Source organism: Paraburkholderia sp. A3BS-1L (genome assembly GCF_051125215.1).
Lineage (GTDB): Bacteria > Pseudomonadota > Gammaproteobacteria > Burkholderiales > Burkholderiaceae > Paraburkholderia.
In genome coordinates, this window is the sequence record NZ_CP120443.1 from 276,711 (window position 1) to 298,041 (window position 21,331).

Genomic DNA, 21,331 nt, shown 5'->3' on the forward strand with positions numbered 1-21,331 from the left:
AGGGCCCTAGTGCACGCCGTGCCGTGCAGCGATGGCCGCACCGCCTGCCGGCATCGCCTCGTACGGCGTTTCCTGCGCGGTCGGGCGGTCGCTGCGGCGTGCGCGCGCAATCGCAATCAGCCCGTACACCACGATGCTCGCCACCACGAAGATGAACAGGCCGGACAGCGCCGCGTCCACGTAGTCGTTGAAGATCATGCGCTGCATCTGCTCCAGCGACTTCGCGGGCGCGACGATCTTGCCGTCGGCGAGCGCCGCCGAGAGCTTCTGTGCGTGCGCGACGAAGCTCACCTTCGGGTTGCTGTCGAAGATCTTCTGCCAGCCGGCCGTGAGCGTGCAGATCAGCAGCCAGAGCGTGGGCAGCGCCGTGACCCAGGCGAACTTCTCGCGCTTCATCTTGAAGAGCACGACCGTCGCGAGCATCAGCGCAATGCCGGCGAGCATCTGGTTCGAGATGCCGAACAGCGGCCACAGCGTGTTGATGCCGCCGAGCGGATCGACCACGCCCTGATAGAGGAAGTAGCCCCACGCAGCCACGCACAGGGCGGTAGCAACGAGGTTCGCGACCAGCGAATCCGTGCGCTTGAGCGACGGGTGGAACGTGCCGAGCAAATCCTGCAGCATGAAGCGGCCCGCGCGCGTGCCCGCGTCGACGGCGGTCAGGATGAACAGCGCTTCGAAGAGGATGGCGAAGTGATACCAGAACGCCATCATCGCTTCGCCGCCGATCACCTGGTGCAGGATCTGCGCCATGCCCACGGCCAGCGTGGGCGCGCCGCCCGCGCGCGCGATGATGGTGGTCTCGCCCACGGCTTGCGCGGTGTGCGTGAGCATGTCCGGCGTGAGCGCGAAGCCCCACTGGCCCACGGTTTGCGCGACGGCGTCCGGCGTCGTGCCGAGCACGGCGAGCGGCGCGTTCATCGCGAAGTACACGCCCGGCTCGATCACCGAAGCGGCCACCAGCGCCATGATCGCGACGAACGATTCCATCAGCATCGCGCCATAGCCGATGAAACGCGCGTTGGTTTCGTTATCGAGCATCTTGGGCGTGGTGCCCGACGAGATCAGCGCATGGAAGCCCGAGACCGAGCCGCACGCGATCGTGATGAAGAGGAACGGGAACAGGTTGCCCGACCAGACCGGGCCGGTGCCGTCGATGAACTTCGTGAAGGCCGGCATCTTCAGTTCCGGCGCGACGATCAGAATGCCGATCGCGAGCGCGAGAATCGTGCCGATCTTCAGGAACGTCGAGAGGTAATCGCGCGGCGCGAGCAGCAGCCAGATCGGCAGCACCGATGCCACGAAGCCGTAGCCGATCAGGATCCACGTGAGCTGCGTGCCCGTGAACGTGAACCAGGCCGCGAGCGTGGGCGAATCGTGCACATGCTGGCCGAACGCGATGGCGGCCATCAGCAGCACGAAGCCGATGATCGAGATCTCGCCGATCTTGCCCGGGCGGATGTAGCGCACGTAGAGGCCCATGAAGATCGCGATGGGAATCGTCGCGGCCACGGTGAACGTGCCCCACGGCGAGTTCGTGAGCGCCTTCACCACGATCAGCGCGAGCACCGCGAGAATGATGATCATGATGAGGAAGGTGCCGAACAGCGCGATCACGCCGGGGATGGGGCCGAGCTCCATCTTCACGAGGTCGCCGAGCGAGCGGCCGTCGCGGCGCGTGGAGAGGAACAGCACCACGAAGTCCTGCACCGCGCCCGCGAACACCACGCCCGCGAGAATCCACAGCATGCCGGGCATGTAGCCCATCTGCGCGGCCAGCACCGGGCCCACCAGCGGGCCCGCGCCCGCGATGGCCGCGAAGTGGTGGCCGAACAGCACGTACTTGTTGGTGGGCACGTAGTCGAGCCCGTCGTTGTGGCGCACGGCCGGCGTCATGCGCAGGCCGTCGAGCTGCACGACGGCGGTGGCGATGAAGCGGCTGTAGAAGCGATACGCGATCAGATAGACGCACACCGCGCAGATCACGATCCACAGTGCGCTGATGCGCTCGCCGTGCGCGAGTGCGATGGTGCCGAACGCGAATGCGCCGAGCAGCGCGACTAGTGTCCAGACGATCAGGCTGGTTGTCCGACTCATGCCGTCTCCTGTCTTATGGTTGGTTTTAAGCCCATGGGGGCGATGCCCGCTGAGGACCGCCACCCGTCATGCATCGACGACATGTGGCGCGCAGCATGGCGCACTGCGCCATGTAATGGCCGTGTAGTATTCGCCTTCGCGCCGCGCGCCACAACCGGACAACTACGTAAGCAATCTACGTACAACTACGTAGGTTAGTCGAAGTTAGTCCAAGCTCAAGGACAGGTGTAGCCCAACCGCAAGGCCTCGCGCACCGGCGCCATCTGCCGTGGAGAGTCCGCCAGCACCGCATCCACGCCCGCGCAGGCCGCTGCGCGGTAGTCGGCTTCGTTGTTGACGGCGATCGCCACGATATGCACGCCGGGGTTCGTGCGGAAGCACCGAACCGCGTCGGGCGACCAGAGCGTGGCGTCCGCCACCGTCGAACGCGCTTCGCCGAGTGTGAACTGCTCGACGAGATCGACCTGGCGGCGCCATTCGAAGCCGGTCCACGCATTCGCGGGCGGCGGCGCCTCGCAGCGATGCGCGAGCGCGGCAGTGGCAAGCCGCCCGCGCGTGGCGTCGCGCGACTCGAACAGGCGCGCGCGCGGCCACGCGGCAAACGCCTGCTGGTAGCTCGCATCGGTCGAATAGATCTGCACACGCTCCCACGCGCCGGCCTGATCGAGCACGTGCGCCACGGCGGCTGCCTGCGGCGCCGCGGGCAAGGCCTTCATGTCGAGCATGACGGGCACCTCCGGCGGTATCGCCGCGAGCGCGTCCGCAAGCGTGGGAATGCCGACGGGTGCGCTGCGGTACGGGTAGGCGTCGCGGCCGGACGCGTCCAGCGTCTTGAACTGCCAGCCCGCGTTGATGTGCGCGAGCTCCGCAGCACTTTTCGAAGCGACCGTGCCGCGCGCGTCGGTCAGCGCGGAAAGATCGGCGGGGCGGTAGAGGACTGGCACGCCATCGCTGCTCAACTGCACGGTGAGCCAGATGGCGTCGGCGCGATTCGCGAGCGCGGTACGGATGGCGATCATCGTGTTCTCGGGCGCGTCGCCGGTGCCGCCGCGATGGGCGATCAGTTGCGGAACGGCAACCTCCGTGTGCGTGATCGTGCGGGCCTCGGAGTTGCCGCCGCAGGCGTTGAGCAACAGCGCGGCGCAAGCGGCGACGCTCGCGAGCAGAGAGCGGATCAGTGGGGTCTGTCGAGTCATGGTGCGTCAGGTTCAAGGCCGCTCGGAACGGGGAAACAGCCAGCGCGACGGGGCAGGAGCGGTGCGGCCCTCGTTCGCCGCCGCATCATCGCCCGTAGCACAATCTCGAAAAATTCAGGTGCGCACCGCACTTCGTGCGCAGCCGTTATGCTTGCACACTTGGTATCCGAACGCCGCCATGCCCGCCCCATTTTTCTTCAACGACCGCCTGAAGACGAAGATCTTCCTGCTCGCGGTCGTGCCCTTTCTCGCCGCCATTGCCAGCATCGGCATCGGCGTGCGGCAGCAGGCGACCGCGCTCGCGCGCACGCAACACGCCACGATGCAGGCGGCGTTTCTGTCGAGCAAGGAAGTCGAGCTGCGCCATTACGTCGAGCTCGCCACGAGCGCCATCGCGCCGCTGTACGAAGCCAGCGAGAGCCGCACCACAGGCGCCGCCGATAGCATCGCCAGCAGCGTCGCCGAGCGCCAGCGCGCCGCGCTCGCCGTGCTGCAGAAGATGGACTTCGGCCCGGACGGCTATTTTTTCGTCTACGACATGCACGGCCGCTCGCTCATGCATCCGCGCGAGCCGGGCCTCGTCGGCCAGGATCTCTGGAACCTGCGCGACCCGCAGGGCGCGCTCACGATTCAGCAGCTCGTGACGGCAGCTTCGCACGGCGGCGGCTTCGTGCGCTACATGTGGCACCGGCCGTCGACGGGCAAGCTCGCGCCGAAGCTCGGCTATGTCGTCGGGCTGCGGCGCTGGGGCTGGATGGTCGGTACCGGCATCTATCTCGACGACGTCGAGTCCACGCTCGCACGCACCGACGAGCGCGCCTCGGCCAATATCGAGCGCACGCTGCAATGGCTTGGCATCATCGCGCTCGCGGGCGTAGGCGTGTTCGCGCTCGGCGCGCTCGTGCTCAACGTAAGCGAGTACCGCAGCACCGACGCGAAGCTCAAGCGCCTCGCGCAGCAAGTGGTGGAGTCGCAGGAGCAGGAGCGGGCGCGCCTCTCGCGCGAGCTGCACGACGGCATCAGCCAGATGCTGGTTTCCGCGAAGCTGCTGCTCGAATCGGCGCTTGCGCGCTTCGAACGCGGCGCGGCGCGCGTGCCCGCGGCGGAGGCCTCGCTGTCGACCGGTCTCGCGCGGCTTTCGGAGACGCTGCGCGAGGTACGCCGCATCTCGCACGCGCTGCGCCCGGCGATGCTCGACGATCTCGGCCTCGCCGCCGCGCTCGAGCAGCTGACGCGCGAGCTTGCCGAGGAATCGGAGATGGAGATCGGCTTCACGCAGTCGGGCGAGAAACCCGCCGCGAAACCGGGCGCGTTGCCCGCTGCAGGCGATGGCGATAGCGGCACGACCCCAGGCGCCGCGCCCTTGCCCGACGCCGTGAACACGGTGCTGTTCCGCATCGCCCAGGAAGCGCTCACCAACATCGTGAAGCACGCCGGCGCGCGGCGCGCCGCGCTCACGCTCGACGTCGCGCCCAACGGCGTGATGCTCACCATCGCCGACAATGGCCGGGGCTTCGACGTCGCGCACGCGCTCGCCGATCCGCGCGCGGGCATGGGCCTGCGCAACATGCGCGAGCGGCTCGAACCGCTCGGCGGGCGGCTCTCGGTCAGCTCGAAGCCGGGCCACACCGTGGTCGACGCCTGGGTGCCGATCGCACTCGCCAGCGCGGCCGCCAAGGCACGCGGCCTCCAGGGCAACGCACTGAAAAGAAACACACCATGAACGAACCAGGCAAACCGGCGCGCCTCATGCTCGTCGACGATCATCCGCTCGTGCGCGACGGCCTGCGTGCGCGCCTCGAAGCCGTGCCGGGCCTCGAAGTCGCGGGCGAGGCGGGCAACGCCGACGAGGCCATCGGGCTGGCCGCCGCGCTCGAGCCCGATCTCGCGCTGATGGACGTGGGCATGGCCGGCATGAACGGCATCGCGCTCGCGGGCATCTTTCACGAGCGCTTTCCGGCGATCCGCGTGCTGATGCTCTCGATGCACGACAACGTCGAATATGTGGCGCAAGCGGTGCGCGCGGGCGCGAGCGGTTATGTGCTCAAGGATTCGCCGGCCACCGAGATCGTGCGCGCAATCGAAGCGGTACTGGCCGGGCAGACGTATTTCAGCGCGGGGCTAGGCGTGCGCATGCTGCAGGCATCGCTGAAGGAAACGCCCATCGAGCGCCTCACGCCGCGCGAGCTCGACATTCTCGACGCGCTCGCCGAAGGCCTGTCGAGCAAGCAGATTGCACAGCGCGCCGGGCTATCGGTGCGCACGGTGGAGACGCACCGGCTCAATCTCAAGCGCAAGCTCGATATCGAAGGCCAGGCAGAACTGATCAAATTCGCGGTGGAGAACCGCAGAAAGCGGGAAGGCGCCTGAAGGTATCCAAAGATATCTGAAGGCGTACTTCCCGCGCAGCGCGCTTCGCCTTAGCCGCGCGCGTTGTGATCGACGAGATACTTGATGAGCCCGTCGATGCCGCCCTTGGCGATCTGGTCGGCGAACTGGGTCTGATAGACCTGGATGAGCCACGCACCCATCATGTTGATGTCGTAGATCTTCCAGCCGTTGGCGCCGCGCTCGAGGCGATAGTCGATGGCATCGTCGCCGCCGTTGCTGAGCACGTGCGACTGCACGACGGTGTCCTTCGCGCCCGCGCCCGTGTTGGACGGCACGAACTTGAAGGTGACCTGCGCGTCGCGCAGCTGCGAGAGCGATGAGGCGTAGGTCTTCACGAGCAGGAGCTGGAATTGCTCATACAGCTTTTGCTGCTGCTCCGGCGTGGCCGTGGTCCAGGCCTTGCCGATCGCGATGCGCGTGGTGCGCTTGAAGTCGGTGGCCGGCACGAAGTGGGTCTCGACCACGCTCGTGATCTTGTTCATGTCGCCGCCGCGCGCCTGCGGGTCGGCTTGCATCGCCTTCACGGTGCCTTCCACCGCGCTCTTGACGACGGCGTCCGGCGAGGATTGCGCGAGGGCGGTGCCAGAGACGCCCGACAGAAAGGCGGCGGCGAGAAATGCGGTCAGATAGCGTTTCATACGTGTTCTTGAGCGTTCTTGAACAGTGAATATCAGGCGCCGGCACGGCGGCCCGGAACAAGCCCGGCCCAACGTTCGATCGACGTTGAACCGGCCCCATCAGGCCCGATCCCGCCCCGACCGGGCCAGTATAACGGCTTTAGTGCATGGCTCGCGTGCGCAAGCCGCGCCCGGAGGAGCGAGGCCGGTATACTTGGGCGCTTTCCGTCAAGAATTTATCGACAAGGCCCCCTCGCCTTTATGCTGAAGCCATTCATCATCCACCTCGTCGCCTGGTCGGTTCGCCGCGCGGCGTGGGTCATCGCATTCGCGCTCGTCCTCGCCGCCTTGAGCGGCGTGTACGTCGCGAAGCACTTCAAGATCAATACGGACGTGAGCGGCCTCGTCGAGAACAAGGCCGAGTGGGCCGCGCTCAGCAACGCCAAGGACAAGGCGTTCCCGCAGCGCGGCGCGTCGCTGCTCGTGGTGGTCGAGGCGCAGGCGCCCGAGCTCGCCGACGCCGCCGCCGACAAGCTCGCCGAAGCGCTCAAGCAGGATGCGCACGAATTCAGCGCCGTTTCGCAGCCCGCGGGCGGGCCGTTCTTCGAGCACAACGGGCTCTTGTTCCCGCCCACCCAGACCGTGCTCTCCACCACGGGCCAGCTCGTGCAGGCGCGCCCGCTCGTGAACCAGCTCGCGAAGGATCCGAGCCTCGCCGGGCTCGCCGGCACGCTCACGACCACGCTGCAACTGCCCCTCACGATCGGCCAGGTGAAGCTGCCGCAAATGGCGTCGCTGCTCGGCAGCGCCGCCGGCGTAGTCGACCAGGTGCTGGCCGGCAAGCCCGCCGCGTTCTCGTGGCGCGCGCTCGTCGACAAGGATTCGGCCGCAAAGCCCGCGTTTGCATTCGTCACGGTTCAGCCCGTGCTGAATTTTGCGGCGCTCAAGGCCGGCGCGAGCGCCTCGCAGGCGATCCGCGACACCGCCGCGCGCCTGCATCTGGACACCGAATACGGCGCGCACGTGCGCCTGACCGGCGAGCAGCCGCTCGCCGACGAGGAGTTCGCTTCGGTGCAGGACGGCGCCGCGCTCAACGGCATCGTCACGGCCATCGTCGTGCTCGTGATCCTCTGGCTCGCGCTGCGCTCGGGACGCCTGATCGGCGCGGTGCTCGTCACGCTCGTGATCGGCCTCGTCATCACGGCCGCGCTCGGGCTCATGATGATCGGCTCGCTCAACATGCTGTCGGTCGCGTTCATGGTGCTGTTCGTGGGCCTCGGGGTCGACTTCGGCGTGCAGTTCGGCGTGAAGTATCGCGAGCATCGTTTCGAGGAGGAGCGCCTCGAAACGGCGCTGCTCAAGACCGCGCGCACCATCGGCGTGCCGCTCACGCTCGCCGCCATCGCCGTGGCGGAAAGTTTCTTTTCGTTCCTGCCGACCGCCTACAAGGGCCTCTCGGAGCTCGGCCAGATCGCCGGCGTGGGCATGTTCGTCGCGTACCTCGCGAACATGACGGTGTTCCCGGCGCTCATCAGCGTGTTCAAGCCCAAGGGTGAGCGCGCCTCGCCGGGCTTCCCGTTCCTCGCGCCAGTGGACACCTGGCTCGCCGGGCATCGCAAGCCGGTGCTGATCACCACCCTCATCGTGGTGCTGGGCGCGACGCCGCTGCTGCTGCATCTGCGCTTCGACTTCAATCCGCTGCACCTGAAAGACCCGCATACCGAGTCGATGGCCACGCTCATCGCGCTCAAGAACTCGCCGGTCATCTCGATCAACGATGTGAGCGCGCTCGCGCCCAATCTCGCGGAGGCCGACAAGATCGCCGCGAAGCTCGCGAAGCTGCCCGAAGTGGCCCGCGCCACCACGCTCAGCTCGCTGATCCCCGACGATCAACAGCAAAAGCTCATGCTGATCTCGAGCGCCGCGCAGCAACTGCTGCCCGCGCTCACGCAGCAGCCGTCCGCGCCCGTCACCGACGCCGTGCGCGTGGACACGCTCAAGCGCGCGGCGCGCCAGCTCGCGCTCGCGGCAGGCGATCACCCGGGACCGGGCGCCGCCGAGGCCAAGCATCTTTCCGACAGTCTCGTGAAGCTCGCGAACGCCGACGCCGCCACGCGCGACCGCGCCGAAGCCGCCTTCAGCCTGCCGCTCAAGCTCGCCTTCGCGCAGCTCGCGCGGCTGCTGCAGCCTTCGCCCATCACGCGCGAGAACCTGCCGCGCACGATGGTCGACGACTGGGTCTCGCCAGTCACGGGCCAGGCGATCGTGGATATCGCGCCGCGCGTGCCGGCCGGCGTCGACCCCAACGACGACATCATGCTCGCGCGCTTCGCGCATGCGGTGAAGCAAGCGGAGCCGAGCGCCATCGGCGGCCCGATCTCGATCCTGCATTCGGCGAACGTGATCATTCTCGCGTTCTTCCAGGCCGCGGGCTGGTCGGTGCTGCTCATCACGGCGCTCTTGTGGATCACGCTGCGCAACTTCAGCGACGTGCTGCGCACGCTGATTCCGCTGCTGGTTTCGGCGCTCGTGACGCTGGAGTTGTGCGTTGTGTTCGGCATCCAGCTCAATTTCGCCAACATCATCGCGCTTCCCCTGATGCTGGGCGTGGGCGTCGCATTCAAAATCTACTTCGTGATGGCGTGGCGCGCGGGGCAGACCGGCCTCCTGCAGTCGAGCCTCACGCATGCAGTGCTGTTCTCGGCCGCCACCACGGCGACAGCATTCGGCAGCCTGTGGCTTTCGCATCATCCGGGCACCTCGAGCATGGGCAAGCTGCTCGCGCTGTCGCTGTTTTGCACGCTGATCGGCGCAGTGGTGTTCCAGCCGGTGTTGATGGGCAAGCCGCGCGCAAAGCGCGCACGAGCGCAAATCCAGGGGATTGATCAATGAAGAAAAAACAAGCCGCGCTCACGATGGCGGCGGCGAGCCTGGTGCTCCTCGTGACCTCGGGCTGCGCCACGGGCCCCGAGCGCAAGCCGGGCGACCCGTTCGAGCCCGCGAATCGCGCGATTTTCACGTTCAACGACAAACTCGACACCTACATCGCGCAGCCAATCGCGAAGGGCTATCAGAAGGTGACGCCGAAGCCGGTGCGCCAGGCGATCACGAACTTCTTCTCGAACCTCGGCGACGCGAGCAATTTTGCCAACAACCTGCTGCAGCTGAAGATCACCGACGCCACCCAGGATCTCATGCGGATGGCGATCAATTCGACCTTCGGGCTGGGCGGCCTGATCGACTTCGCCACGCTCGCGGGGCTGCCGAAGCACCATCAGGACTTCGGCCTCACGCTCGGCCACTACGGCGTGCCGGCCGGCCCGTACCTCGTGCTGCCCCTGTTCGGGCCGAGCGACGTGCGCGACGGCATCGGCATGGGCGTGGACGTGAAGTTCAACGTCATCAATTACTTTCAGCCCGCGGTGCGCAACCCGTTCTACATCATGCAGTTCGTGAGCGCGCGCTCGGACCTGCTTGGCGCGACCGATCTGCTCAAGCAGGCCGCGCTCGACCCGTATTCGTTCGTGCGCGATGCATACAGCCAGCAGCGCCAGTCGCTGATTCGCGGCTCGCAGAACAATGCACCGCCGCCGAATTACGGCGATCCGGACGCGGAGGGGACTGAAGGCGCTGGGGGCGCGTCGGGTGCCGCTGGCGCTGCCGGGGCCGCCGGGGCCGCCGGGGCCGCTGGTGGATCGGGCAAGCCGGGCAACAGCAACCTGCCGAATTACGAGGATCCGGGCGAGTCGGGCGGTTCGCCGGATGGGGCGGGTTCGGGCGCCAAGGGCGGATCGGGCGGATCGAGCGGATCGGGTGCTTCGAACAACGGGCTGCCGAACTACGAGGATCCGGGCGAGTCGACGGGCGTCGCCGGCGCGGCGACTGCGACTGCGACTGCGGCGAGCGGCGCGACGGCTGCCGCGCCCGCACCATCGGCATCCGCACCCGTGGCGGCCTCGGCTGCTGCTCCCGCGTCGGCGGTTTCGGCTCCGTGACATGGGGTGGCGCGCTTGCGCCACCGTGACGCCTTCTCCAGGCCCCCCGGTCATCCGATGCCCGCACCGCCCAGCAGCCAACTCACTCCGGAAAAAACGCGCCAGAGGCCGTCAGCACGCGCCGCGCCGCCGTAAGCGTCTTGCGCGCCGCGCCGGCGTCGGCGGCCACGCGCAGCAGGCCGCCCAGTTGCAGGGGATCGCGCGCGAGTTCGCGCAGAATCGGCAGAACGGCCGTGGAGCCGTCGTCGCGCAAGCCGGCCATCGCGGCCTTCGGCAGGCTGCGCCAGGCCGGATCCACCACCGCGCGGCAGACCGCGAACGGCAGGCCGCGTGCCGCGGCGGCAGCCGCAGCCAGATGCGACTCCATGTCGACAGCGAGCGCGCCGCCGCTCGACCGGTGCAGCGCCGCTTTGTCCGCCGCGCCGGTGAGCGGCGCTGACACGGCGGCCTCCACGCCGCGCCGCATGCGCGCGGCCAGCGGCGAGTCGAGCAGCGCCGCCGCCATGCGCTTGCTCCACACCGCATCGCAGGCGATGCGGCCGAGCGGACCGTCCACGGCGTCGGCAATGATGAGCGTGCCCGGTTCGAGATCCGGCCCGAGGCCGCCCGCCGTGCCGAAGCTGATCACGCCCGCTGCGCCGCGATCGAGCGCCGCCGCGAGCGCGCGTTCGAGCAGATCGGCGCGCGCGGCGTAGACCGCCGCAATGCCATCGCCGCCCTTGCCCGCCGCGATGCTTGCCTCGAAGGCCATGCCGGTCACGGCGATCACGGGCAGCGTGGCTGGCGTGCCATTCGTGCTTTTCGTGCGTTGCACGCGCGCTGCGGTGATGGCGGTTGCAGGTTCCACGGCCATCGTCACAAACCGGCCGTGACGTGCGTGGCGCCGTCGCGCTTGAGGTTGCGGTAGCGCGCCAGCGCCCACAGCGGGAAGAACTTGCGGTAGCCGTGGTAGCGCAGATAGAACACGCGCGGAAAGCCCGTGGCCGTGAAGCGCGTTTCGTCCCACAAGCCGTGCTCGCGCTGCGTGGCCTGCAGCCACGCCACGCCGCGCGCGACGGCCGGATGGTTCACCTCGCCCGCCGCCATCAGGCCGAGCAGCGCCCACGCCGTTTGCGACGCGGTGCTCGGCGCGCGCTCGTAGCCGCGGTATTCGAGCTTGTAGCTGGTGCCGTCCTCGCCCCAGCCGCCGTCGTCGTTCTGGATGCCGACGAGCCACTGCGCCGCGCGCTTCATGCGCGAATCGGTGTGCGCGAGGCCCGCGGCGTTCAGCGCGCACAGCGCCGTCCAGGTGCCGTAGATATAGTTCATGCCCCAGCGGCCGTACCAGCTGCCATCGGCTTCCTGCTCGGCGAGGAGGTAGTTGAAGGCGCGCTGCGCCGGCTCGCTCGTCGCGGGCAATTCGCCGAGCTGCGCGAGCATCGAGAGGCAGCGGCCCGAGACGTCGGCCGTCGGCGGATCGAGCAGCGCGCCGTGATCCGAGAACGGAATGCTGTTCAGGTACTCGTGCGTGTTTTCCGGCTCGAACGCGCCCCAGCCGCCATTTCCGCTCTGCATGCCGACCACCCATTCGCGCCCGCGCGCGATGGCTTCCTCGTAGGCGTGGGTCTGGTCGATCTGGTCCACGCGGCGCATCGCGGCCACGACCACGGCCGTATCGTCGACGTCGGGGTAGTGCGGGTTCGCGTACTGGAACGCCCAGCCGCCCGGACGCGTGGCGGCGCGGCGCGAGATCCAGTCGCCGCGCACGTCGAGAATCTGCAGCGGGCGCAGCCATTCGAGGCCGCGCCGCGCCGCTTCGTGCGCGCGCGCGTCGCCGGTTTCGATGAGCGCGTGCGCGGCGAGCGAGGTGTCCCACACCGGCGAGAGGCACGGCTGGACGTACGCTTCCTCGGCGTGGATGGTCACGAGCCTTTCGACCGACTGGCGCGCGATCGCGCGGTGCGGATGATCGGCGGGGTAGCCGAGCACCTCGTACATCATCACGGCGTTGGCCATCGCGGGGAAGATCGCGCCGAGCCCGTCCTCGCCGTTCAGGCGTTCGTCGACGAAGGCCACCGCCGCGTCGATCGCGCGCTGGCGCAGATAGTTCGGGAACAGCGGATCGGTGATGCGCAGCATGCCGTCCACGGCGCGAAAGAAGCCGAACCAGCCCTTGCTCTGGTGCGGCGAGCGCTCGTTCAGGCCCGTGGTGACGGGCGCGCCGCGGAACAGCTCGTCGATGCGCACGCCGCGCGGGTTCTTCGCGACCGGCCGCTTCGCGCCGAGCACGAGCAGCGGCACGATCACCGTGCGCGCCCAGTACGAGACCTTGGTGAGATGGAACGGGAACCACTGCGGCAACAGCATGATCTCGACCGGCATCATCGGCGTCGCGTACCAGCTGACCACGCCGTAGAGCGCGAGCAGGATGCGCGTGAACACGTTGGCCTTTTCCGCGCCGCCCGCCGCGAGGATCGCCTCGCGTGCGCGCACCATGTGATCGGCGTCTTCGGCATCGCCAATCATCTTGAGTGCGAAATAAGCCTTGATGGTCGCGCTCACGTCCATCTCGCCTTCGGCGAAGAGCGGCCAGCCGCCGCCGGGCAGCTGGATGCGGCGCAGGTAGCGCGCGATCTTCGCTTCGAGCTCGAGGTTCGCCTCCTCGCCCAGATAGTGCACGAGCAGCACGTATTCGGCTGGAATCGTGGCGTCGGCTTCGAGCTCGTAGACCCAGTGGCCGTCGGCGCGCTGGTCGGCAAGGATCGCGTCGGTCGCACGCGTGACCGCGGCGTCGAGCGCGTCGATCACGGCAACGTCTGCGCCGGCGGCAGGCGCGGATGCGTGGGGGGTCGCTACGTCGAGCATGGCGACGCCCGGCGTGGCGACGCCCGGCGTGGCGACGCCCGGCGCGTTCGCGAGGTCGTCGGCCGGTATGGCCTCTGAAAGATCGTTCATCAATACATCCTGGTCTCTAAAAGCAGGTCCGCGGCCTTGCGGCCTGAGCGGATCGCTCCTTCGATCGTGGCGGGCAGGCCGGTTGCAGTCCAGTCACCGGCGAGCGTCAAGTTGGTCCAGCGGGTGCGCGCCGCCGGGCGGCGCAATTCTTCTTGCGGCACGGCGGCGAAGCCCGCGCGGGCTTCGCGCGCGAGCTGCCAGGCGGGCAGCGGCTGCGCCGGCAGCGATGCGGCTTGCGCCACATCGGCCCAGACGCGCCGCGCGAGGTCTTCGGGCGCCAGCGCGTCGAGCGTATTGGACATGCCGAAGGCCGCGGCATCGTGAATCGTGGCGGAAATGCGGCCCGCACCCGCGAACAGCCATTCGGCCGTGCCGTTCACGAGCGCCATCGGCGTGGCCATGCCGGGCGGCGGTTCCACGGCGAAGTGCAGCGTGATGGCAGCCGTGTGGCGCTGCGGCGTCTGCAGCGCGGGCACGAGCGCGGCGGCATCGGGGGCCGGCACGGCCAGCACGACCGCTTCGTCCTCGCCCAGCGGGACGCAGCCACTCTCGAAATCGAGCGCGACGACGCGGCTCGCCGCGTCGTCGAACACGATCTCCTTTAACGGCGCATCGAGCCGGATCGCCGCGCCGCCATGCTGGAGCATGCGCAGCGCCGGATCGACGAACGCGCTCGACAAGCCATTGCGCGCCATCAGCGGCCGGAATGCCTCGCCGCCGGCGGACAGCACCTCGCGCAGCAACGTGGCCGCGAGCTCGGCGCTGGCCTCGCGCGGCTCGACGTTGAGCGCCGCGAGAAACAGCGGGCGCAGCAGGCGGTCCCAGAGCAGGCCGTCGCAGCGCATGGTCTGCGCCATCGTGCGGCCGGGCTTCGCGAACAGGAGCGGCAGCAGCGCGAGATAGTCCGACACCTTGGTGCCCGGCACGCGCGCATGGGCGTCGCCGATCCAGAACGGCACGCGCGAACGCGAAAAACGCACGCTCCAGCGCGAGCGCGCCGCGAGATCCATGAATGCGAAGGCCGACTCGCCCGGCCCCGTGAGCTCGTCGGCGGCACCGATCGTGCGCACGTAGTCGATCGTGGCCTCATGGCCCGCCAGCACGAGATGATTGCCGCTATCGAGCGTAAGCGCGAGCGTGCGGTCGTAGTACGAGCGGCATCGTCCACCGGCCTGGGAAGCGGCCTCGTGCAGCGCGACCTGGACCCCGTGCCGCTGGAGCCGGATCGCTGCGGCGAGGCCCGCGAGCCCGGCGCCGATCACGTGGACGAGCCGTGGCATTCGCATGCTCATAGGTAAGCAGACCCTAAAACAGCGCGTAGCGCGCGACGATCCACATGAGCCGCGCGCGCGGCTTGACGACCTTGGTGCGCGGCAGATCGAAGCCGCGCTCGACAGTGCACTCGAGCAGCACGCGGTACACGCCCGACATGATGCGCGGCGCTTTCACCTGCACGCGCGGCGTGCGGTCCATGATCGCGTCGGCTTCGGCGAAATGGGCGAGCGCGCGCTGCACGAGCGTCGCGCAGACGCGCGGCAGCGAAGGATCGGCAGCGATCTCACGCGGATTCGACGTCGCGATGCCCTCGCGCGCGAGCAGCTCGCGCGGCAGGTAGCAGCGGTTGATGTCCGCGTCCTCGTCGATGTCGCGCAGAATGTTCGTGAGCTGCAAGGCGCGCCCGAGGTGATGCGAGAGCAGGCGGCCGGGCTCGTCGGCCATGCCGAAGATCTTCACCGAAAGGCGGCCCGCCGCGCTCGCCACGCGGTCGCAATAGAGGTCGAGCGTGGCTTCGTCGGGCGCGCAGATGTCCTCGGCGGCGTCCATGGCCATGCCGTCGATCATCGCGTGGAAGTCCTCGCGCGCGAGCCCGAACGTATGGATATGGCGCGTGAGCGCCGCGAGCGAGTCGCGCGGCGTGCCGGCGTAGCACGCGTCGATGTCGGCGCGCCATTGGTCGAGCCCCGCCGCACGCTCGGCGCGCGGCAGGTCGCTGTCCGCGATGTCGTCGACTGCGCGGCAGAAGGCGTAGACCTGATACATGGCGTCGCGCTGCGCTGGCGGCAGAATCCGCATTGCCAGATAAAACGAACTGCCCGACGAAGCGGCGGCGGCGTCGGTTTGCTGTGTATCGTCCACGACGAGGTTGGAAACGGCCAAGACGATCTCCGCTGGGGGCGCCCCCGGCGGGGCTTTTCAGATATTCGGGCCCGCCTGTCGCGGGTCGCCCGCGCGCGCGGACACGCGCGAGGCACCGGCCCTATCGGAACGCCATTCAGGGTTCACGGCCGGAAACGGCCAAAAGTATAGCAATCTTTACTCGCCGCCGCAGGCGCGACCCGCCATGGACAGTGAGGAAAGCGCCAACATCTGAAAAGGGGCCAGACCCTACGGCCAAAGCTCAGGAAATTGCGTGCTCCCACGCGACGGAGCGATTGCGCCCCTCGCGCTTGGCGCTGTAGAGGGCCGCATCGGCCTCGTTGATCATGACTTCGTAACCGGTCGCGCCGGGCCGTGCGGCGGCGGCGCCCACGCTCGCCGTGACGGACACGACCATGCCCTCCACCTTCACGGGCACATCGCTGATCGTGTGACGAATCTTTTCGGCGACGCGCAACGCGTCGGCAAGCGGCGTGCACGGCAGCAGCAGCGCGAACTCTTCGCCGCCGAAGCGCCCGAACACGTCCTGCTTGCGCACCACCTGGGCCACGCGCTGCGCCATGGCGCGCAGCACGGTGTCGCCGGCGACATGGCCGAATTCGTCGTTGATCTTCTTGAAGTGGTCCAGATCGAACAGCAGCACCGACATCTCGCCGCCGTAGCGCTGCCAGCGCGCGAATTCGTCGGCGAGCCGCGCCTCGAAATAGCGCCGGTTCGCGATGCCCGTGAGGCCGTCGCGGTCGGCGTATTCGCGCAGCTTCGCCACTGCGTCCTCGCGCTCGCGCTGCATGACGCTCACGTGCGTGACGTCGGAAATGGTCACGCACACGGCGATCACCTCGCGCTCCTGCATGAGCGGCATGAAGGTGCAGTCCTGCTGCATGTAGTCCACGCCGCCCGTGATGGGGCGATCGTGATCGAAGCGGAACAGCCAGGGCCGCTGCTCCCAGGAGCTGAACGCGAAGCTGCCGAGCTGGAACACGCTCTCGACCTTGCGCGCGAGCCACGCGCGCGGCAACTCGGGAAAGTGCTCGAAGACGCAACGGCCGATCACGTCGGCCGCCGTCACGCCGCTGTGGTCCTGCATGAAGCGGTTCCACATCAGCACGTTCAGGTCGCGGTCGAGCACGAAGATGCCGAAGCCCACGCGCTCCACCACGAGATCGGAGAGTGACGGCATCGCCGCCGCCGGGACCGGGGTCGTCGCCGGGACAGACAGGTCGCGCGTGCTCATAGGCTTAGCAGCAGGGCGTCGATGGCGCGGCTCACGCGGTGGATCGATTCCTCGGCCATCAGCATGACGAGATGCGCGCGAAAGCGTTGATCTTCGAGCGCGAAATTGACCTCCACGAGCAGCGCGAGATCCCAGGCGAGCATGCCGGGCTGGAACACCTCGTCGAGCATGATGGCCAGGCCGAGCAACCCCGGCTGCGAGAACACGGGCATGCGCCCGAGCTGGTCGAGCATCGACGAAACGCACGCGCCGCAGAGCACGTTGGCCACGTCGAAGATGAGCTCCTGCCCGGTGAGCACGTCGCGCGCGGATGGCGGACCGCCGACCAGCGCGCCCAGCTCGTCGATCTCGCCGCTGCGGCAGATCACGAGCGCCTCGCCCTTGATCTCGGAGCGAAAACCCTGGCGCACCGCCGTGACCGGACCGTCGATGCCGGTCATCTCACGCAGCGCCTGCGCGGCCTCGCTCACGGCGACCACGCGCACGCGCGGCACCGAGAGTTCGATGAACGCGTCGAGGAGCCCCGACAGGCGCGTTGCAGCCTGGCCCATGCCGAGATTGGCGATCTCCTGGAGCGCGTCGCGCTGCATTTCCGTGAACACTTGATCAGGCATACAACCCGTACTCCCTGAGGATGGGCAGCAGCGCTTTCTGCGTAACCGGCTTCGGCACGAACGCCATCGCGCCGAGCGCGAGCGCGCGCTCCTGGGCGCGCGGCTGGACATCGGCGGAAACCACGATCACGAATGTGTTCAGGTCCTCGTGCTGCATGGCTTCGAGCACCTGGAAGCCCGTCATGCCGGGCATCGTGAGGTCGAGAAACATGACCGGCGCACGGCCGGCGCGGTAGAGCGCCAGCGCGTCCTGTCCGTTCGACGCGTAGGTAATTTCGACATCCCAGTCTTCGGGCAGCGCCTTCGTGAGCACCTTGCGGGCCAGCAGCGAATCGTCGGCGATCACGATGGGCAAAGACATGGTTATGCGAATTGAGTGGGCGTTGAACGGAATGCGTTAAAGCGTATTAACGGCCGCGAGCGCGAATTCTTTAGCGAGTGGAGGAATATTTATGCGTGTCGCATGGAATGCGCGGACGCGAAGCGCCCCGAAAAACACGGCATATTGCGCGGCATGCAACGCCGGCGCGCGTGCACGAGATTAATCGTGGTCGCGATTCTCGAAGCAAATCGAACCAAATGCAACTCGCCGATAATCATTAGACGAACAAAAACGACCCATTTTGCGGCCTTTCTGGAAATAAACAATCCGCGTTCGCATTAAAGACCCTCGATTATCCTTTTGTGTACGTTTGCGCTACGTGAAATGTCGCGCAATCAACGGAACCGTCGAGGAATGCCTCGAGCGCACCGATGTTCGCGCACGTTTCGCGTGCCTCGCGGCGGCGCACGATACGCCCGCGCGAACCGAAGCGCAACCCCGGTCGTTTATCATGTCGATAGCCATGCTCAACGCTCCGCCGCCGCCTTCAGCCTTATCTCTACGATGAATCCCGACCGGCCCTCAGGGCCCGACGACCGCACGCCGCCACCGCGCGCCGAGGAAGCGCCGTTCCCGGCTGCGCCCAGCCATGACTTTACGGTGCGCCGCCGCACGCTGATCGCGCTGCTGATCGCGGCGATCGTGCTGCCCTGCGTCTACGTCGCCACGATGGCCTGGAACGACCTGCGCACGCGCGACGCCGACGCCACCGACGCCACGCTGCGCACCGTGCGCGTAGCCGAAGAGCACGCGCTCAAAGTGTTCGACATGAACGATGCGCTCGACGCGCGCATCGTGGACGGCGTGGAGGACCTCGACGACAACGGCATCCGCGCGAACGAAGCGCAGATCCACGAGAAACTCGACAGCATCGGCGGCGGCTATCCGCAGGTGGCCGCCGTGTCGATCTTCGGCCGCGACGGCGAATTGCTCGCGAGCAGCCGCTACTCGCCGCCGCCGTCCGTCTCGATAGCCACGCGCGAGGACTTCGTGGGCATCCGCGCCGGCCGCATGCTCGACCACGTCTCGCGCGTCATGCAGGGCCAGGTGAGCGGCGAAACGGTGTTCAACACCGGCATCGCGCGCCACGACGCCGCGGGCGCGTTCGCCGGACTGGTGTCGGTCGCGCTGCGGCCAGGCTATTTCGACAAGTTCTACAACGAGCTGCTAGGCGACGACTCGCCGATGGCGCTCGGCCTCGTGCGCAGCGACGGCGCCGTTCTCGCCTTCGAGCCGCCACCCGGCGCGCGAGCCGCCCGTGGCAGGGGCGCCACGAGCGCGGCGAGCGCCACGCCTCGGGCTGCCAGCGCGACTACATTCAGCAACGCTGGCGGCACGAAAGCGCCGGCCACCGTCGCGCCGGGCTCGCCGTTCGCCGCCGCGCTCGCGCACGGCCAGGAATCGGGCGTCGTGCGCATGCATTCGCAGCTGATCGGCGACAACGCGATCGTCGCGTTCCGGCGCGTGGGCGCGTATCCGGTCTACGTCGCCTGTTTCTACCGCACCTCGGCGATCTGGTCCGCGTGGTACCGGCACCTGAGCGTGCTGATCATCTCGATGTTCACGCCGTCGATCGCGCTGTGGTGCGTGATCTGGCTCTCGCTGCGCCGCCTCGCCGCCGAGGAGGAGGCCTGGGAGCGCTGGCAGGCCGAAGCCGCGATGCGTCGCTCGATCGAATCGGCCTACCGGCAGTCGCGCAAGATGGAAGCGCTCGGCAATCTCGTGGGCAGTGTCGCGCACGACTTCAACAATCTGCTGATGATCGTCTCGGCCAACGTGCAGATCGCGCGACGGCGCGGCGTGACGGGCTTCGAGCGCGAACTCTCTGCCGTCGAGCGCGCGCTCAAGAGCGGGCAGTCGCTCACGCGCCAGTTGCTCGGCGTCGCGCGCAAGCAGCCGCTGCGCAACGAAACGATTTCGGTCGGCCGCTGGCTGCCCGCGTCGCGCGAACTGCTGCGCGCCTCGCTCGGCGCGAAGGTCGCGCTCGTCATGGACGTCGACGAGGCCGTGTGGACCGTGCTCGTGGACGTCGCCGAATTCGAGCTCGCGCTCATCAATCTCGCGGTCAATGCGCGCGACGCCATGCCCAACGGCGGACGCTTCACCGTGCGGGCGCGCAATATCGCGTTCCGGCCCGGAGAGGGCTTCCCGCTCGACGGCGAATTCGTGCACGTCTCGCTGGAAGACACGGGCGTGGGCATGTCGCCCGACGTGCTCGCGCGCGCCTTCGAACCGCTCTACACCACCAAGCCCAAGGGCATGGGCACGGGCCTCGGGCTGCCGCAGGTGTTCGCATTCTGCGAGCGCTCGGGCGGGCTCGCCGCGATCGACAGTGCGATTGGCGCGGGCACCTCGGTACATCTTTATCTGCCGCGCGCGAGCGCCGCGCCGGCCGCGCAGCGCGAAACCGAGCCGCGCGAACACAGCGCGAATCCGCCGCAAGGGCTGCGCGTGCTGCTCGTCGAGGACAACGACGAAGTCGCGGCGGGCACCGAGGCGCTGCTGCAGATGATGGGCCATCACGTGACCTGCGCGAACGACGCGCCGAGCGCACTGGAATTCGTGGATGCGGCCCGCACCGCGCGTGCGAGCGACGACGATGCGCCGCGCTTCGACCTCGTGCTCTCGGACATCCACATGCCCGGCACGATGAACGGCATCGATCTCGCCGAGGCGCTACAGGCACGCGAGCCGGGGCTGCCGGTGATCCTCGTCACCGGTTACGCGGAAGAGCTCGAGCGCACGCGCGGCGTGGACGCGCGCGTGCTCTCGAAGCCCTTCGACATCGCATTGCTGGAGAAGATGCTGGAAGCCATCCAGCTTGAGCGCCAGACGCGCGCGCGGCGGGAACGGGACGCGACGCTGTAGGTCGGAATAGATACGCCCGGCACGCGGATTGCGTCATGGGTCATGCGGCACGTGGAAACGGCTACAGGAGGATCAAGCCATGAAACAGACCGTGACCGGTCTCTTCGAGACCTACGACAAAGCGCGGCATGCGCAAGAAGCGCTGCTGCAATGCGGATTTTCTGCCAGCGACATCGAATTGCCCGTACACGAGTCAGGTGTGCTGGCCGGCATCGAGCGGCTCGTGTCGAGCTTCTTCTCTTCTACCGGAGACGGACGCGCGAACCCCGGCGCATCGCCCGAACCCGTCGCGCCATCGGGCAATGTGCTGATCGGCGTGCGCGTTGCCGACGAAGCCCACGCGGATCTCGCCAGCAACACGCTGCGCGGCAACGATGCACTCGAAGTCGCCGTGCGCGGCGGCAACTGGACTTGGCCCGCGACGGACGCCGACCCGGTCGCGCGCGAGCACTCCGCCCTCGACGAACTTGGCCTCGCGAATCTGGCCGAGGCGATGCGCCGCCGCCTGGAGCAGGCCGCCGACGATGAAGCAGGCGCCGCCAGCGACACGGTGCAGCCATCGCGGCCGATGAACGACGCTGAAGCCACCGTGCTCACATCGGCAAGCGCGCCGGGCGCCGGTGCGGTGATGGGCGCGCCCGCCGCCCCCGCAGCCGCTCGGGCGACGCAACCCGCGGAGGCCGCCGCGCCACGCATTCCCGACGAGTTCATCGAGTACGAAGAGGACTCGCACGACCACCGGGCGTCCGATGCGCCGGATCGGCCCGTGACCGGGCAGCCTCCGACACGTCATTGAAGGGCGATCGGGCGCGGCGGCGAGTTGCCGCCGCGCCCCGTCAGGCCAGG

Annotated in this window: 16 protein-coding genes; 6 read left to right on the plus strand and 10 right to left on the minus strand. The window is 68.2% G+C overall.

Annotated features, from left to right (window positions below; translation table 11 throughout):
* Window positions 1-6: 6 nt before the first annotated feature.
* Window positions 7-2,097 (minus strand): carbon starvation CstA family protein, encoded by a 2,091-nt coding sequence (locus P5W99_RS16495; protein ID WP_421026271.1) that lies wholly within the window; start codon window positions 2,095-2,097, stop codon window positions 7-9.
* Between the two features lie 215 nt (window positions 2,098-2,312).
* A complete protein-coding gene (locus tag P5W99_RS16500; RefSeq protein WP_421026272.1) occupies window positions 2,313-3,293 on the minus strand; it encodes a glycerophosphodiester phosphodiesterase family protein in 981 nt (326 codons plus the stop codon).
* A gap of 178 nt (window positions 3,294-3,471) precedes the next feature.
* On the opposite strand from P5W99_RS16500, the gene P5W99_RS16505 reads away from it, so the two are divergent.
* Together P5W99_RS16505 and P5W99_RS16510 are read left to right on the plus strand one after the other, a co-directional pair.
* On the plus strand, window positions 3,472-5,016 hold the full coding sequence (locus tag P5W99_RS16505; RefSeq protein WP_434663859.1) for a cache domain-containing protein: 1,545 nt from the start codon (window positions 3,472-3,474) through the stop codon (window positions 5,014-5,016).
* A complete protein-coding gene (locus P5W99_RS16510) occupies window positions 5,013-5,663 on the plus strand; it encodes a response regulator (protein ID WP_421026274.1) in 651 nt (216 codons plus the stop codon). Before P5W99_RS16505 ends, P5W99_RS16510 begins: the two co-directional genes overlap by 4 nt.
* A 50-nt stretch (window positions 5,664-5,713) precedes the next feature.
* Here the strand turns inward: P5W99_RS16510 and P5W99_RS16515 are convergent, their stop codons facing one another.
* Window positions 5,714-6,322 carry an MlaC/ttg2D family ABC transporter substrate-binding protein gene (locus tag P5W99_RS16515; RefSeq protein ID WP_421026275.1) on the minus strand — a complete coding sequence of 203 codons (609 nt, stop codon included), beginning with the start codon at window positions 6,320-6,322 and terminating at the stop codon, window positions 5,714-5,716.
* Window positions 6,323-6,562: 240 nt separating this feature from the next.
* On the opposite strand from P5W99_RS16515, the gene P5W99_RS16520 reads away from it, so the two are divergent.
* Together P5W99_RS16520 and P5W99_RS16525 are read left to right on the plus strand one after the other, a co-directional pair.
* Window positions 6,563-9,193, plus strand: a complete 2,631-nt coding sequence (locus tag P5W99_RS16520) for an MMPL family transporter (protein WP_421026276.1) — start codon at window positions 6,563-6,565, stop codon at window positions 9,191-9,193.
* Complete coding sequence (locus P5W99_RS16525) at window positions 9,190-10,296, plus strand: MlaA family lipoprotein (protein ID WP_434663864.1); 1,107 nt, start codon at window positions 9,190-9,192, stop codon at window positions 10,294-10,296. The genes P5W99_RS16520 and P5W99_RS16525 overlap by 4 nt, the downstream gene beginning before the upstream one ends.
* An 82-nt stretch (window positions 10,297-10,378) precedes the next feature.
* Here P5W99_RS16525 and P5W99_RS16530 read toward each other — a convergent pair whose 3' ends face one another.
* The 7 genes from P5W99_RS16530 to P5W99_RS16560 form a co-directional block, all read right to left on the minus strand.
* The gene (locus P5W99_RS16530) at window positions 10,379-11,047 is read right to left on the minus strand and encodes a phosphorylase (RefSeq protein ID WP_421027047.1); all 669 of its coding nucleotides are present in this window, start codon (window positions 11,045-11,047) and stop codon (window positions 10,379-10,381) included.
* A gap of 104 nt (window positions 11,048-11,151) precedes the next feature.
* The gene (gene shc, locus P5W99_RS16535; protein ID WP_434663866.1) at window positions 11,152-13,230 is read right to left on the minus strand and encodes a squalene--hopene cyclase; all 2,079 of its coding nucleotides are present in this window, start codon (window positions 13,228-13,230) and stop codon (window positions 11,152-11,154) included.
* A complete protein-coding gene (gene hpnE / locus P5W99_RS16540) occupies window positions 13,230-14,510 on the minus strand; it encodes a hydroxysqualene dehydroxylase HpnE (RefSeq protein ID WP_434663867.1) in 1,281 nt (426 codons plus the stop codon). Before hpnE ends, shc begins: the two co-directional genes overlap by 1 nt.
* 25 nt (window positions 14,511-14,535) lie before the next feature.
* The gene (hpnD, locus tag P5W99_RS16545) at window positions 14,536-15,387 is read right to left on the minus strand and encodes a presqualene diphosphate synthase HpnD (RefSeq protein ID WP_434663869.1); all 852 of its coding nucleotides are present in this window, start codon (window positions 15,385-15,387) and stop codon (window positions 14,536-14,538) included.
* Window positions 15,388-15,628: 241 nt separating this feature from the next.
* A complete protein-coding gene (locus tag P5W99_RS16550) occupies window positions 15,629-16,567 on the minus strand; it encodes a sensor domain-containing diguanylate cyclase (RefSeq protein WP_421026281.1) in 939 nt (312 codons plus the stop codon).
* A 50-nt stretch (window positions 16,568-16,617) separates the two neighbouring features.
* Window positions 16,618-17,235, minus strand: coding sequence for a chemotaxis protein CheC (locus P5W99_RS16555; RefSeq protein WP_421026282.1), 618 nt, complete (start codon window positions 17,233-17,235; stop codon window positions 16,618-16,620).
* Window positions 17,228-17,596, minus strand: a complete 369-nt coding sequence (locus tag P5W99_RS16560; protein WP_421026283.1) for a response regulator — start codon at window positions 17,594-17,596, stop codon at window positions 17,228-17,230. The genes P5W99_RS16555 and P5W99_RS16560 overlap by 8 nt, the downstream gene beginning before the upstream one ends.
* Window positions 17,597-18,121: 525 nt before the next feature.
* On the opposite strand from P5W99_RS16560, the gene P5W99_RS16565 reads away from it, so the two are divergent.
* Window positions 18,122-20,485 carry a response regulator gene (locus P5W99_RS16565; RefSeq protein WP_434663873.1) on the plus strand — a complete coding sequence of 788 codons (2,364 nt, stop codon included), beginning with the start codon at window positions 18,122-18,124 and terminating at the stop codon, window positions 20,483-20,485.
* 79 nt (window positions 20,486-20,564) lie between these two features.
* Window positions 20,565-21,281 carry a hypothetical protein gene (locus P5W99_RS16570; protein ID WP_434663876.1) on the plus strand — a complete coding sequence of 239 codons (717 nt, stop codon included), beginning with the start codon at window positions 20,565-20,567 and terminating at the stop codon, window positions 21,279-21,281.
* The last annotated feature ends 50 nt before the right edge of the window (window positions 21,282-21,331 follow it).

Excerpts from the sequence above, each read along its gene's own strand:
- P5W99_RS16560 (WP_421026283.1), bottom strand. The coding sequence starts at position 17,596 with ATGTCTTTGCCCATCGTGATCGCCGACGATTCGCTGCTGGCCCGCAAG.
- P5W99_RS16520 (WP_421026276.1), top strand. The coding sequence starts at position 6,563 with ATGCTGAAGCCATTCATCATCCACCTCGTCGCCTGGTCGGTTCGCCGC.
- P5W99_RS16570 (WP_434663876.1), top strand. The coding sequence starts at position 20,565 with ATGAAACAGACCGTGACCGGTCTCTTCGAGACCTACGACAAAGCGCGG.
- P5W99_RS16550 (WP_421026281.1), bottom strand. The coding sequence starts at position 16,567 with ATGCCGTCACTCTCCGATCTCGTGGTGGAGCGCGTGGGCTTCGGCATC.
- P5W99_RS16495 (WP_421026271.1), bottom strand. The coding sequence starts at position 2,097 with ATGAGTCGGACAACCAGCCTGATCGTCTGGACACTAGTCGCGCTGCTC.
- P5W99_RS16510 (WP_421026274.1), top strand. The coding sequence starts at position 5,013 with ATGAACGAACCAGGCAAACCGGCGCGCCTCATGCTCGTCGACGATCAT.
- P5W99_RS16525 (WP_434663864.1), top strand. The coding sequence starts at position 9,190 with ATGAAGAAAAAACAAGCCGCGCTCACGATGGCGGCGGCGAGCCTGGTG.
- P5W99_RS16530 (WP_421027047.1), bottom strand. The coding sequence starts at position 11,047 with ATGGCCTTCGAGGCAAGCATCGCGGCGGGCAAGGGCGGCGATGGCATT.
- P5W99_RS16565 (WP_434663873.1), top strand. The coding sequence starts at position 18,122 with ATGAATCCCGACCGGCCCTCAGGGCCCGACGACCGCACGCCGCCACCG.
- P5W99_RS16505 (WP_434663859.1), top strand. The coding sequence starts at position 3,472 with ATGCCCGCCCCATTTTTCTTCAACGACCGCCTGAAGACGAAGATCTTC.
- P5W99_RS16515 (WP_421026275.1), bottom strand. The coding sequence starts at position 6,322 with ATGAAACGCTATCTGACCGCATTTCTCGCCGCCGCCTTTCTGTCGGGC.
- P5W99_RS16500 (WP_421026272.1), bottom strand. The coding sequence starts at position 3,293 with ATGACTCGACAGACCCCACTGATCCGCTCTCTGCTCGCGAGCGTCGCC.
- P5W99_RS16555 (WP_421026282.1), bottom strand. The coding sequence starts at position 17,235 with ATGCCTGATCAAGTGTTCACGGAAATGCAGCGCGACGCGCTCCAGGAG.
- shc (WP_434663866.1), bottom strand. The coding sequence starts at position 13,230 with ATGAACGATCTTTCAGAGGCCATACCGGCCGACGACCTCGCGAACGCG.
- hpnE (WP_434663867.1), bottom strand. The coding sequence starts at position 14,510 with ATGCCACGGCTCGTCCACGTGATCGGCGCCGGGCTCGCGGGCCTCGCC.